Source organism: Scytonema sp. UIC 10036 (genome assembly GCF_009725235.1).
This window is the reverse complement of the sequence record NZ_WJFC01000173.1, coordinates 1-12,744: the sequence shown is the minus strand read 5'-3', so window position 1 is coordinate 12,744 and position 12,744 is coordinate 1. Positions and strand designations below refer to the sequence as shown.

General features: G+C 39.8%; 13 protein-coding genes. 4 read left to right on the top strand and 9 right to left on the bottom strand.

What is annotated here, in order from left to right; all coding sequences use genetic code 11:
* Positions 1-51: 51 nt before the first annotated feature.
* Both F7734_RS46595 and F7734_RS46590 read right to left on the bottom strand, forming a co-directional pair.
* A complete protein-coding gene (locus F7734_RS46595) occupies positions 52-360 on the bottom strand; it encodes a PadR family transcriptional regulator (protein ID WP_155751126.1) in 309 nt (102 codons plus the stop codon).
* 64 nt (positions 361-424) lie between these two features.
* The gene (locus tag F7734_RS46590) at positions 425-655 is read right to left on the bottom strand and encodes a hypothetical protein (protein ID WP_155751125.1); all 231 of its coding nucleotides are present in this window, start codon (positions 653-655) and stop codon (positions 425-427) included.
* Between the two features lie 147 nt (positions 656-802).
* On the opposite strand from F7734_RS46590, the gene F7734_RS62505 reads away from it, so the two are divergent.
* A complete protein-coding gene (locus tag F7734_RS62505) occupies positions 803-1,012 on the top strand; it encodes a hypothetical protein (protein WP_207714371.1) in 210 nt (69 codons plus the stop codon).
* Positions 982-1,617: an Imm5 family immunity protein gene (locus F7734_RS46585; protein WP_155751124.1), complete on the top strand. Its 636-nt coding sequence runs from the start codon at positions 982-984 to the stop codon at positions 1,615-1,617. The genes F7734_RS62505 and F7734_RS46585 overlap by 31 nt, the downstream gene beginning before the upstream one ends.
* Before the next feature lie 68 nt (positions 1,618-1,685).
* On the opposite strand, the gene F7734_RS46580 is transcribed toward F7734_RS46585, so the two are convergent.
* From F7734_RS46580 to F7734_RS46565, 4 genes are all read right to left on the bottom strand, one after another.
* Positions 1,686-4,079: an ATP-binding protein gene (locus tag F7734_RS46580; RefSeq protein WP_155751123.1), complete on the bottom strand. Its 2,394-nt coding sequence runs from the start codon at positions 4,077-4,079 to the stop codon at positions 1,686-1,688.
* Positions 4,076-5,173, bottom strand: a complete 1,098-nt coding sequence (locus tag F7734_RS46575; RefSeq protein WP_243147445.1) for an AAA family ATPase — start codon at positions 5,171-5,173, stop codon at positions 4,076-4,078. The genes F7734_RS46580 and F7734_RS46575 overlap by 4 nt, the downstream gene beginning before the upstream one ends.
* A gap of 152 nt (positions 5,174-5,325) precedes the next feature.
* Positions 5,326-5,988, bottom strand: a complete 663-nt coding sequence (locus tag F7734_RS46570; protein WP_155751122.1) for an effector-associated domain EAD1-containing protein — start codon at positions 5,986-5,988, stop codon at positions 5,326-5,328.
* A gap of 363 nt (positions 5,989-6,351) precedes the next feature.
* A complete protein-coding gene (locus tag F7734_RS46565; RefSeq protein ID WP_155751121.1) occupies positions 6,352-6,774 on the bottom strand; it encodes a GAF domain-containing protein in 423 nt (140 codons plus the stop codon).
* A gap of 74 nt (positions 6,775-6,848) precedes the next feature.
* Here F7734_RS46565 and F7734_RS46560 point away from each other — a divergent pair, with 74 nt between their 5' ends.
* A complete protein-coding gene (locus F7734_RS46560) occupies positions 6,849-7,484 on the top strand; it encodes a restriction endonuclease subunit R (RefSeq protein ID WP_155751120.1) in 636 nt (211 codons plus the stop codon).
* Between the two features lie 342 nt (positions 7,485-7,826).
* Here F7734_RS46560 and F7734_RS46555 read toward each other — a convergent pair whose 3' ends face one another.
* From F7734_RS46555 to purS, 3 genes are all read right to left on the bottom strand, one after another.
* Positions 7,827-10,889, bottom strand: a complete 3,063-nt coding sequence (locus tag F7734_RS46555) for a hypothetical protein (RefSeq protein WP_166482582.1) — start codon at positions 10,887-10,889, stop codon at positions 7,827-7,829.
* Between the two features lie 173 nt (positions 10,890-11,062).
* On the bottom strand, positions 11,063-11,737 hold the full coding sequence (purQ, locus tag F7734_RS46550; RefSeq protein ID WP_155751119.1) for a phosphoribosylformylglycinamidine synthase subunit PurQ: 675 nt from the start codon (positions 11,735-11,737) through the stop codon (positions 11,063-11,065).
* 78 nt (positions 11,738-11,815) lie between these two features.
* Complete coding sequence (gene purS, locus F7734_RS46545; RefSeq protein WP_166482581.1) at positions 11,816-12,094, bottom strand: phosphoribosylformylglycinamidine synthase subunit PurS; 279 nt, start codon at positions 12,092-12,094, stop codon at positions 11,816-11,818.
* A 235-nt stretch (positions 12,095-12,329) separates the two neighbouring features.
* Between purS and F7734_RS46540 the strand changes: the two genes are divergently transcribed.
* Positions 12,330-12,728 carry a Fur family transcriptional regulator gene (locus F7734_RS46540; protein WP_155751145.1) on the top strand — a complete coding sequence of 133 codons (399 nt, stop codon included), beginning with the start codon at positions 12,330-12,332 and terminating at the stop codon, positions 12,726-12,728.
* Positions 12,729-12,744 lie beyond the last annotated feature (16 nt).

Here is a 12,744-nt window from a genome sequence, read left to right as displayed (position 1 = left end):
TCATGATATGTGCTTTCTTCCTGAAGTTTCAAAAGTGTTAGTTCCTATTCCCTAACTCCTATCTTCAAATAATTCTCCGAACAGTTCTTTAACTTTTTGTTTGGCGTCCTCTAAAACTTGTTTACCCAATGGCGTCGCGCAATAGACTCGGCGCGAATGTCTTCCCGAACGTTCAACGGTTGAGTGAAGATAGCCCTTGCGTTCCATGTCATGAAGCATTGGATAAAGGGTTCCTGCACTCAGCTTATAGCCGTGTCGCCCTAATTCCTCAATGATACCCAAACCGAAAATTGGCTCATGAACTGCATGATGAAGAATGTGAAGTCGAATTAGACCCGAGTAAAAATCTTTGTCATCCATCTTATTCTCTAAACTTGTGCTTGAAGGAGTAACACTCGCTCACCTTCTTTTGACTGGTCACTGGTTACTGGTCACTGGTCACTGTTAATTGTAGAACCCAACGACGGAAGAGTTCCACGGTAATTCGATAGCGCCCATCAATTTCTTCAATGGCATCATGACGTTTTAAAGTTTGAAGTACAGGCTGTAAACTGGCTCCATCAATCCCTGTAGCATGAGACAAAATCTCTAAACTCAGCCCTGCTTCTACATCTGTCAGCTCAAAAAACGCGATCGCGGGGACGTTGTTGCTCAAAAACTTAGATTTCTGCTAATTTTTCAACTTCTTCTATTAAACCAGTGCTTTAGCAGAGTATGTGATTTTTTATTTTATTTTTTGTTAATTTTTATTTAGATTATTGATAATTTTATAGATATAAGAATATTAAAATACTTTAAAGATATGCCTAATGTAGAAATTGTAGCAAATATTCAAGATTTTGTTTCCAACTTTGATTCAGTAATTGCTGCACAAATAATGGCAGATATTGATAGAGCTAATAATTTTCAAAAAACGGCGTCAGAAATATATTTTATTCTGACTAGTGGTAGATTAGTTAGGGCAAGTAAAGGAAGGTGCTTATGGCGATTCCCTCTGAGCTACAAAATCTGATTCAAGAGGCTTTAGAATTAGTGTATCGTCATCCCCAGCATGACTTAAATCTAGGTTATCGTCATGCTATTTGGGCGGCATTTGGTGATAATGGTCATCTAAGACGTACAGCACTAGCACTCTCTACAGTCCGTCACGTGCTCCCGATTTGGAATCGAAGATTCAAGAATGATGATAGACCGCAACAGATTCTTACCCTAGCGGAAAAAGTCATTTCTGGAGATGTTAGTAAAGCTTTCGCAGCAAAAGAGAGCCAACATTTATGGCGACAAATGCAACAATTAGGTTATGACGATTCGAGTATGGCTTTTACTGTTGGATGTGCAGCAGTTGCATCGCTTGATACTGCAATTTTTGATGAAAATTTTGACCCGGATGAGATTGATTTTAATCTGACAGATAATCGAGATACAGAAGCTAATGATGCTGCTTTCTTTGCTGCTTGTGCGTATGCAAATGGTGCAGTGTGGGAGACTATTTCTGGAAAATCAGATTCTGCGAAACGTTTGGAATTTTGGTCGTGGTGGTTAAATGTTGCTGTTCCCAGTGCGTGGGAGGTTATAAAAGATGAGAAGATAGATATTCCTTTGCCTGAAGCTTCTTAAATTACTTAGACCTGTGCTTGAAGGAGTAACGCTCCCTCACCTTCTCTTAGCTGGTCACTGGTCACTGGTTACTGGTCACTGAATTGTACGACCCAACGACGGAAGAGTTCCACGGTAATTCGATAGCGCCCATCAATTTCTTCAATGACATCATGACGCTTTAAGGTTTGAAGTGCAGGCTGTAAACTAGCTCCATCAATACCTATAGCATGAGACAAAATCTCTAAACTCAGCCCTTTTTCATGAGGTGCGATCGCTCTAATTATCGCCTGTTGATGAGCCGCACCTCGCGCCGCTTGACCCCAAACACCATCAAAATAATAACGTCCCCGCTTGAAGAAGTCTTCATTGATAACCGCTTCCACGTCTGTCAACCCAAAAACAGGATCGCGGGGGCGTTGCTGCTCAAAAACTTGGTCGTTATAGCGGCGAACTAGCTGAAAACCCACGAGTTGAACTAAAAAAGGTTGTCCGTTAGTCAGGTCATAAATTTTATCTAGAGCTTCTAAGGTGTAGTCAAGAGGGAAATCTTCATCTGGGTTGGCTAAGATTTGGCGAGTAGCAGCACGTTTTTGGAAGTTAACGTGGATGGGAATGACACTAGCGAAGAAAGGTTGGAAGTAATCCGCCGTCATTTCTTCCAAGGTATGCAAACCTGCGAAAGCAAAAGCAACTTTAGATCTCTTTTGCACCAGTCCCCGCAAAAATCCCATAAAATCGACAGGGATTTTTCCCGCAGCAATTAAATCTTCTATTTTCTCAAATTCGTCTAGAGCGATAATTAAAGATGTAGCATCTAAAGTTTCTATAACCTTTTGTAAATAACGTCTAAACGTAGGAAGGGGAAGATTCAAAAGTTCTTCATCAGGAGGGGGTTGCAAGTTCATGACTAGAGAAACTGCATCACTCATAGCAATTAATACCTCTCCCACTCCTGAAGGTGCATCTCCCACTTCCAGTAAATTCACGTAAGCCACCTTCACCCCAGATCCAACCACGTTAGCAGCATTTTTCAGAATAGAGGTTTTACCCATCCGCCTGTGACCGTAGATAACCACAGACTGGAGTTGTTGACCCATCAACCAAAGTTCCTCCAACTGTCTCATCACATCTTCCCGTCCAACAAAGCGTTCCCCCACAACAGGATCACCAATAATGTAGGGATTGCGGATAGGCTTGGTAATAGAAATTTCCCCTACCTCACCAGCGACTGATAGTAAGGCTTCTTTCCAAGTCTCGGCGATATCCACTATTAATCCCTGTTCTGCTTGCGCTAGGGTGTTGGCATTGTCAAGTACATTTTTGAGTTCTCCTTGTGCGCGGTTAAGAGCCAAGGAACGAGCAGCACGAGATACGCTATGTAGAACAACTTGGGTATCCTCAATTACGCGATGGAGACTCGTCAGTGCTTGCCAAGTTCTTGGACGTAGTAGGGGTTCTTGTGGAAAAGTGGGTATTTGTAAAGCAGCAATGGTAGCTGGTTCCCTTGCTCGATAAAGAGCAGCTAAAGTTTGGGCAAGTGTAAACATTTCCTCACCGTAGAGAAGAGAACGCACCACTTCAAAAGCTGCGATCGCTTTCGTGGTTTCTTTTTTATAGAGATGCCAGAAACCAGCCGCAGCCGCACGAGCAGGGGTATCTAGTCGTGTATCTGTGGCAAAACTGCTCTGCAACCTTCGCCGCCAGTTAATAGGTAAGAACCAGATACCTCTAATAGTCTCCGCCTTAAGCATCGCACCCAAAGAAGCTGAGGCAAAACGTATAACTTGCCAATCAGAAGGAGTGTCAGCGAGCCGAGAAACACGCCAAATCATTTGCTCTGATGGAGTCTTAGCAAGTACCCGATTAATAGCTTCCACAACAGGAATAAATTGCAAAGTATAAGTCAGCAGCTCATTAACGTTGTGCACACCTATTTCCCAATCCTGTTGAAGCCAATTCTGTAAGCGGACAGAAAGATAAGGTAAAGGAAGCGAAGTTATGCGCGGAAGTAACCAACTACTCTTTTGAAGGTGTTGCAGATCAAACGGTAAACCAATAAGCCAATTATCTAGACGGAATATTGCCACGCCAAACGCCATGCCAAACGCCACGCCACTCGCTATGCCACTCCCCACGCCACTCCCCACGCCAATCACCACGTAAACCCAATTAATAGGAAAGCCTATTAATTGGAAAATCAAACCTAAAACTGGAGGCGTAAAAAGTGTTAACAACAACCCTTGTAAAAGCAATTGACGTTGAATGGGATTTTGTTGCAGTAACTCCCATCGCTTTCGCCAATTCATTTCTCCTTCTGGAATGTATCCACCACCAAAAGTGTCTACGTACCATCGCAATACTTGAGGAAAGAAAAAGACCCAGTACAACAGGTGTAAATAATCTAGTGGGTTCCATAGGGAGAGGGGGCGCTGAAGTTTGGGAGCTAAGTCTAGACGGGGAACAGGACGTTGTTGGTTCATGAGACACCCCCTCCTACATACTGAGCAAAAGCTCGGTAGCACAACTGCATGAGTCGTTTGGGAAGACCGCCACTTTGCTGCATGAGTTGGGTTATTGTCTCTTCTGAAAAACTGACACTAGTTCCAGCCAGACGGTTGGTAATAAAAACACGCATGGTCGTTTCATTCCACCGCTTGATTTGTTCCTCTTGGCAAATACCTGCTAACGGTGATGTTTTAACTTCATCGTGACTGTCATTAAATAAGTTATCTAATGGTTCGCTCGCAGCAAGAATCAACCGCAGAGGAGCATCATTTCCTTCTGCTAAAGCACGTAGCTGATCTCGGACTTGGCGAGTAAATCCTTTCCAAGTAAATTTCGCCACATTATCGATAGCTAGCAGTACTTTTTTTGGATGTTTTCGTAAACTACGAGCTAGTTCGTAGCCCTTGGATTTACGAAGATCGAGTCTGTCACACAACGCAATGTAGAAGTCACTTTCATTACCGATTTCATTCAAATCGAGAAAAATGGGCTGGCGGGGTGATTGAAGAAGTGTTTCAGCTTGTTGGCAAATTGCCCATAGCAAAGACGATTTGCCAATCCCCTCTTCTCCTATCAAAGCAACGCTACTACCACTTTCTAGTACCTCAAATACCCGTTGAATTTCTCGTTTCCGCCCAAAAAAGTGTCTTGCATCTTCCACTCTCCCTACTAGGGGAACAAAAGGATTCGCATTAGAGTAATCTGTTCTTACTTCTGATGCATCAAAGCTAGTAACAGAGATTTCTAACCCCTTTAACCTAGGCTTATACTTGTCTAATAGTTTATCAATAAAGGCTCGTTGATCGTAACCCGTAACATTCTTTATAGTTATTAAAAATAGTTCCAGCGCTGTTTGAGCTTCATTTACACGACCATGGTTACATAAATAACTGACAATTTGACTGACAACAGTTTTGGTATCGCCTGAGAAATTTATCCTGTTAGTAAAATCAAACAAACCAGCAGATTCTAGGATGACCCGCCGACCTCGTTCCGTTTCCAATTCAGGTATATTTACAAGCAGCTCAATTAAACTATTATAGTCCCTAGATTCTAATCGAATTATCATAATAAGTTTGTAATAAAAGCTAATTCAGCCTTTTTATCTAAATAATTTCACTCTTCCGCGATCGCTTTCACTCCATTTAGATGTAATTTATTAGTAACTGAAAATCTCATTCAGATTGGTAGCTATACTTTTTTAGCATAAAGTGCCAGCATTTAACGCTCGCTCAATAACTCTTGGGCAATATTGCGTAAGTTTGAATTTCCAGGGTTTTTCTGAATTGCCGCACGAATTAAGTCTTCAACCCACCCTTCTGATGCAGCTGTTATTATTAAATTAAAAACAATATCTTCCAAATTACCACCTCCGGCAATTGCATCTAGATTTTTATTCAACCCAAACCATAACAGCTGCTCCAGTGATGACTTTCTAGGAAAAGTATTAATCAGTGCATCTCGTAGTTTTTCTTGCTGCTGACCGGATAAACTCTTTTGTTCTTTCAAATCATTAATAGATGTTTCTGATAATGAAATTTCTGATGACGAAATAATTTTGTTTTTATTTAACCCGATATGATACTTGTCTAATAGTTGGTCAATAAAGGCTTGCTGCTCGTAACCGATATATTCCTTTATAGTTGTCAAAAATAGTTCCAGCGCTGTTTGATATTCATTTATACGACCATAGCTAGATAGAACGCTGACAATTTGACTGACCACAGTTTTGGGGTCTCCTGACAAATCTATCCTTTTACTAAAATCATCCAAACCTGCAATTTCCAGTATTTGCCGCCGCCCTCGTTCGGTTAGTAACTCAGGTATATTTATCAGCAAATCAATTAGCTGTTTGCGATCGTTAGCTTCCAAGCGAATAAGCATTTATACTCCTGTTATTAAAGATATTTTTGGTCTACTTGGTTAAATTCATTGTTTAAACTATCTGTAACTGGAGGAATCATTTTAGTACTTAAATGAACCGCATTTTGGAGCCAGTGCGTTGGACGGGTTCCCCGGCTTGAAGCTCCGGGCGTCGCAAAGAGCGCGAAAAAAGAGGAAAAGCAGATCGATAATCTTATAGTGGGAAGGGAGTAGTACTATGTCGGAGAAATGTATGATATGTAATTTAACATCAAATATTGCCTGTGTGATAAAGAGTATCCCAATGTAGGCATACTGTACTCCCAAAGCAGTGGTAAAGTGTTGCACTAAAGACGAGAAAAACGTTTCCCCAACTGTGGTAGCTCAGCCGCAAGACACAGCAGTTAATGCAAGATTCGTCTGAGTCACTTTTCGCAGAGCCAATCGTAACTCTAGTTGACTCATGACTTGACGGCTCAGAGCGTGTAAGCCAGCGATTTGTTCATGTTTTAGCTGGCGTGGGGTGAAGTCAAGCATGCAGAGAGTTCCCACTGAGTAGCCATCTGAAGTGATGAGCGGTATCCCTGCATAGAATCGGACACCGGGTTGAAAAACGGCTGGGTTTGTGGCAAAATCTTGGTCTGCAAGCGTATCCAAGATGATGAGTGGTTTTCCTTGTTCTTTGGCTCTTTCTTTAAATGAACCGCGAAGACGCAAAGGACACAAAGAAAGAGAAGGAAATTGGTAATCGTATAGCACTAAAGGGAGTAGTTTTTGTATTGTTGTTTTTCCTTTGCGAATGTCCATTAAATCTATAAGAAAATATTTTTTTTTAGGTTTAGCAACTGGGTATAATATAAATTATCATAAAATTTTCAATTATGACACTTTTGCAAGCTAAAAACCTAACTATAGGAGACGTTCATCGATTCTTTGGTTTTCAAAGACAGTATAATAACTCATTTACTTCACTATTATCTTTAGAACCTTTAACTGAATTTGAGCAGCAAGAACTTTTGCAAATCCAAACAGACTTTGATAACTATTTAATAGAAAGCAAAGTATTGGAAGGACTGGTAAAAGCTTTAACAATCTTTCCCTTAATGCGACTGGCTGGATTTTATCGCTCTCCTGTAAAAATTGGATTGGAAGAGAATATTGCCGATCTCGTTATTGAAGACGAAGATACCAGAATCACTGGAAGGATAGATATTTTAGCAATCAATAAGATTAAACTAGCAAAGAATCAGCCTTATTTTTGGGTATTAGCGATTGAAGCTAAAAACAGCGATATTGATGCGTTAGCTGGGTTACCTCAGTTGCTCACTTATGTATATGAAAAGCTAGAAGAGCAAACACCAGTTTGGGGACTAACGACAAATGGAAGGATTTATCAATTTGTTTATATTAAACAAGGAAATCCACCCGTGTATCAGTTAATGCCAATACTTAACTTAATGGAATCTGAAGACGCAATGCAGTTACTACAAGTTTTCAAGGCAATTTGTCAGCTATAGAAATCCTAAATCATTAAACCTTTTGTATAAAAAAACATCTGCATGCATCTGCGTTCATCTGCGGTTAATTATTATCATATAAATTACCCCCCTTAATCCCCCCGATGGATTGGGGGGAAATTAGATTTTCGGTTCCTCCCCTTTCCAAGGGAGGGCTAGGGTGGGGTAAATTCAACCGATTTCTCTTGATACAAAATGTACATTCAATATTTTCTTAACCTCGGTTTTAAGGTCGAATTTACCCCCCTTAATCCCCCTTGAAAAGGGGGGAAATTAGATTTTCGGTTCCCTCCCCTTGGAAAGGGGAGGGTTAGGGTGGGGTAAATTCAACAGATTTCTCTTTCATACAAAATGTACATTCAAGATTTTCTTAACCTCAGTCAAAAATGCCAGAGAATTAAAATCTACCTTACCTCTCATATGGCTAAATAATGACAATGAGCCAACTGAGTTCTCTCCAATCAAATTTTCATAAGGATCTAGTTTGAGATTGATATCTTTCGCTTTTTCATAACGAGAAAAGTGAAACAAAGTTAAATACTGCAAAATTTCATTTTTCAGTTCCCCTTTAAATATGAGCCCCTTATAAATATCTTCATCATCCAGTATGCCTTCATAAATTTTTAAAAAAGTAGAGTAAGAAATCACACCATTGTAGTAGCGATCGCGACTATTTCCAACAGTAACTCCATTAAATAAGTTAAAGAACACAACAGATTTTTTACTAGGATCGTCTACGAGATTAGTCAATTCTGCTGTATCTTGAATATATAGGGATGAACTGACATCAATGTTTTGTAGCCTAACAGCATAGTATTTATCAAAAAACATGGGGTAAATTTTGATATCTTGATGCTGTCCTTTAAACGCTCCAATAACTTCTTGCGACAAAAAGAAGAGCCTATCATCTTCAGTTTTTGTCAGATTTAAGGTACTCGTATAAGGAGCTTTTGCAATATAGAGAAAGTGCCTGCAACCTTGTTGATAAAGCTTAGCAACTTCATCAATAATAACAGTTGGATTCCTAAAAATTTGTTGGTTTTCGTAGTTCTCGGAAAAAGTTTTTAGCAATTGAACTCTGACGGCACCGTTTTGACAGCTTAGCAACAACATTTCTCCCATCAAGGTTGATATTTTTTGAGAACCATTCCACCTTCTGTCACTTTCCCGACTAGAAACTATTACAATGACTAACTTATCAATATTTTTTGGAAGTTCTGAAGCATTAGCAAAGGAAAATGATTTAGGTAATACCGAGTATAAAGAACTCAAAACATTGGGTATTTTAAACTTTCCTTTACTTTGTAAATCCCTAATGTCAACTCCCTGTGTGTTAGAGCGATGTCTTTCATTTAATAAATGCGACAAAACATGAGCAAATGACGCAACAAATTTTTCTATTGGTGCATCATCTTCCTTTGTATGCTGGTGCAATCGTAAAATTGGGATAAATAATCTATTTTGTTGGTGTAATAAGACTCTAAGACATATGTATGTTAACAAAGCAAAGGTAAATCTATAAATAAATAGTTCTTGAGATTCAAATTTACTATTTTCTAATTGGTAAGGAAATAATAACAGTTTTCTTTTGAGAAAATGACTTCTGTAAATTTCCTGACATTTTTTATCTGAAAAAGGTAAAAATAATATAGGCAATGCACCTATATTTGCTGGTGCGTAATTCATTTTAAAGGTTTGCTTGTCTTCCGTCGCTACATAGTGAATGTCGGTAATTGTAATTTTGACAGGAAGGCTGCAAAGTACATCTTCTTTAACATTTGCATCACCAACAGAGATGTATCTAATAACTTCTTTTGGATTTCCTTTTAAAATCGATTTAAAAAATGTATTTTGATGAAGAATTGTGTTAATGTCTGTTTCAAGGATTCCTTTACTGATAGAAAGGTGCTGGGGATATTCTTTGATAGAAAAAGTTCGTTCGGGTTTAATCAAATGAACAAGCAAATTTTTCAAATTAGTAATTTTTTCTTGAACTTTATATTCTTTAAAATATTTAACAATATTGCTTAAAATTTTCTGTTTTTCATTTTCATCGTCTCGTTTAAAGATTTGTACAACTTTTTGCTCAAAATTAGAAATTGGATTGTACTCTAATTGCGATATTTTGGGGTGAATTGCAAACAGACAATAGTAAAGAAAGAGAATTTTTAAAATTTTTCTGGCAAAAACTTCTTTTCTTAAAGGATCTGATAATTCTTCTTTATGTTGTTTGCTTTCAGGATCGAGCAAATTTAAATAGTATGCAAATACGTTTTTACCACCGTATGCTTGTACTTTGCCATCAAATTTGAGCTTAACGCCTAAGATGAATTGGATTTCTCCTCTTTCATCATCTGTTGTTTCTCCCAAATATCCTTCTATTTTGGGAATAATTGGTAGCATTTCATAGGCTTCTGCACGGGAAAAAATATCTTTGTAGTTCAAGGAAACACCAGCATAGCTGACTAGGTAATCTCCATCTGCTTTATTAGCATCATTGATATATTCTTCAATCAGCCTCAATCTCCTAATTGTGTCTTGGAGATAAATAACTGCTTCACTATTGCTACGACTGGTATCGGGGTTAATATTCTCGTAGAGATACTCTAAATAGTTTATTTGAGCTTTTTTCTTTAGTTTCCCTAGGGTTTCTGTATCTATAATTCGCTTGAGTCGATAAAAATCTAATTGCAGGTTGTCTTTATCTTTGTATAAATCTTCAAGAAGATACCCTAATTCTTCTTGTTCTTCTTCACTTACAGAGGCAAACTGAATTCTTATATACTGTTCTAAACCTTTTTTTAAGTGCTCGTTAAATTCTCGTGTTTTTTGTACGGCAATTGTTAGTTTGTGAAATCTTAAGACGGCTTTATCTTTATGATTTTTATCTCGAAACGTTAATCTTTGCTTTTGTAAACCTTCGTAGGAGTTAAACGGATAGGTAAAGTTTAAGCTAGCTGTATCGCCTTTCAAGGTTTGCAAGTCTGTCACTAAACTTTCTACAAACTCTTTTACGTTTGTTGAAGAACTTTGCTGTGCGATGGGCGCAGCTCCACCTTCTCCTGTCGGTGAGCCTTCGCGCAGGGCGATCGCATCTCCTAATATCTGTTTGACACAATCTGCGATCGCTTGGATCTTCTCAGGAAATAATTCTTTACAACCCGGACTCAAGTTGACGGTAGCGGATTTCGCACCACTAGCTGCAGCACCTAAGGGATTGCTAATCTGCAACCGAGCTACTTGACTGGCTATAGCGTCTACATCAATGCGTAGTCTCAAACCGTCGGGCGATACTCCAAACAGGTTTTTAGATTGCTGATTTCGTAGAATTTGTAAAATTTTGTCAAGGAGATCGCTGTAGTCTACAAAAACCAACTCGTTGTTACCTGTTTGTATAGTATTCACTCTACTTGCTCCTAGCCTTTTTCTATGGCTTGTTCGGTGAATACTTAGTATAATTCATTGTCAATGTACTGACATCCGAGCTTTCCACGAAATGTTGTTAACTCACTGTGCGAGGCGGAGCCTCGCGCTCTGCATTCCCAGCCTGAGGCTGGGAACGAGGGAGACAAAGGAGACTATACTAGTGCGGCGGCTTTCTCTAACAATCCCTGGAATAACTTTAGCCCATCGCTATTGCCTAACATGGAGTCAGATGCTCTCTCAGGATGAGGCATCATCCCCAAGACGTTACCTTGAAGATTGCAAATCCCGGCAATGTTGTTTAGCGAACCATTGACATTATCTCCCTCATAGCGAAACAACACTTGACCGTTATCTTCTATCTCTGATAGGGTATCCTCATCTGCATAGAATCGCCCTTCTCCGTGGGCAATAGGCAATGTAATGATTTCGCCTGTTCGATAATTTTGCGTCCAGGGAAGATCTGTACGCTCAACTTTGACTCTAACGCGATCGCAGATGAAATGTAAGTCTTGATTTCGCACCAATGCCCCAAGTAGCAGCCCTGCCTCAGTCAGCACTTGAAAACCGTTACATATACCGAGAACTGGTTTACCCTTTTGAGCGTGTTCTATAACTTGTGGCATAACCGGAGAAAACTGCGCTATGGCACCACAGCGGAGGTAATCTCCGTAACTAAAACCGCCTGGGATGATAACGACATCGACATCGGAAAGGTTAGTGTCTTGATGCCAAACCATGCGAGTTGGTTGTCCCATCAAGTCTTTTGTGACATAGGCAACGTCGCGATCGCAGTTAGAACCAGGAAAAACAATAACACCAAATTTCATAATTAGTTAGGGGTTAGTGGTTAGTGGTTAGTGGTTAGTAGCTTCAAACAACTAACAACTCACTACTAACCACTAACATTAGTACACATTAGTTTCTGTTTCGACTTCACTCAAATCAAAGCGATAGTTTTCAATCACGGGGTTTGCGAGCATTTGGTCACACATCCGATCCAAATCTTGGCGGGCTGTGGTTTCATCAGGTGAGGAGAGGGTAATTTCAATGTATTTACCGATCCGCACCCGCTCGACATTGTGATATCCTAGCTGTTTCAGTCCTGAGTTCACTGCTACACCAGCAGGGTCTAGGACTGAAGGACGGAGTGTCACATAAATTTTAGCTTGATACTTCCTTTGCACTGGCTTTAGCTAAAGACTGCGATCGTAATACTACATCCTTTTGCTGCAAGTGGAAGATATAAGATTTTGCTTATTAAAAGTTAAGCTAAAACTTAGCCAAGGTAACAATTTAAAAAATCTTGTTGCTAAGAGACTATAAGATTCCCATTATTAGGGGTTAAGCTAGAGAATAGTCATGGTGACAGTATAAAAAATACTGGTTAAATACTAGAGTCTCAATGGTATGTTGTTGTCTATGAGAGCCATTCGCACGCGCAGTCAAGATCGCATTCTAAATCTGCTGAAAACCGTCAAGCAGGGTATATCCGCTCAGGATATTTATGTGGAGTTACGCAACCGCAACCAAAGCATGGGGTTGGCAACCGTTTATCGTTCTTTAGAAGCCTTAAAACTTGAAGGCATGGTACAAGTGAGGACATTGGGTAACGGAGAAGCCCTTTACAGCTTAGCGCAGCAAGACAAGCATCACCTCACCTGCCTCCAGTGTGGTGCATCCATTCCAATTAATCAATGCCCAGTCCACGACCTAGAAACTCAGTTGCAAGATACACATAAGTTCAAAATTTTCTACCACACCTTAGAATTTTTCGGCTTGTGCAGCCAATGCCAGGTAGCTCAAGCGTCTGGGGAATAGGGGGTAGGGAGTAGGG

Coding starts and splice junctions, on each gene's coding strand:
- purQ (WP_155751119.1), bottom strand. CDS start 11,737: ATGAAATTTGGTGTTATTGTTTTTCCTGGTTCTAACTGCGATCGCGAC.
- F7734_RS62505 (WP_207714371.1), top strand. CDS start 803: ATGCCTAATGTAGAAATTGTAGCAAATATTCAAGATTTTGTTTCCAAC.
- F7734_RS46560 (WP_155751120.1), top strand. CDS start 6,849: ATGACACTTTTGCAAGCTAAAAACCTAACTATAGGAGACGTTCATCGA.
- F7734_RS46580 (WP_155751123.1), bottom strand. CDS start 4,079: ATGAACCAACAACGTCCTGTTCCCCGTCTAGACTTAGCTCCCAAACTT.
- F7734_RS46570 (WP_155751122.1), bottom strand. CDS start 5,988: ATGCTTATTCGCTTGGAAGCTAACGATCGCAAACAGCTAATTGATTTG.
- F7734_RS46585 (WP_155751124.1), top strand. CDS start 982: ATGGCGATTCCCTCTGAGCTACAAAATCTGATTCAAGAGGCTTTAGAA.
- F7734_RS46595 (WP_155751126.1), bottom strand. CDS start 360: ATGGATGACAAAGATTTTTACTCGGGTCTAATTCGACTTCACATTCTT.
- F7734_RS46565 (WP_155751121.1), bottom strand. CDS start 6,774: ATGGACATTCGCAAAGGAAAAACAACAATACAAAAACTACTCCCTTTA.
- F7734_RS46575 (WP_243147445.1), bottom strand. CDS start 5,173: ATGATAATTCGATTAGAATCTAGGGACTATAATAGTTTAATTGAGCTG.
- F7734_RS46540 (WP_155751145.1), top strand. CDS start 12,330: ATGAGAGCCATTCGCACGCGCAGTCAAGATCGCATTCTAAATCTGCTG.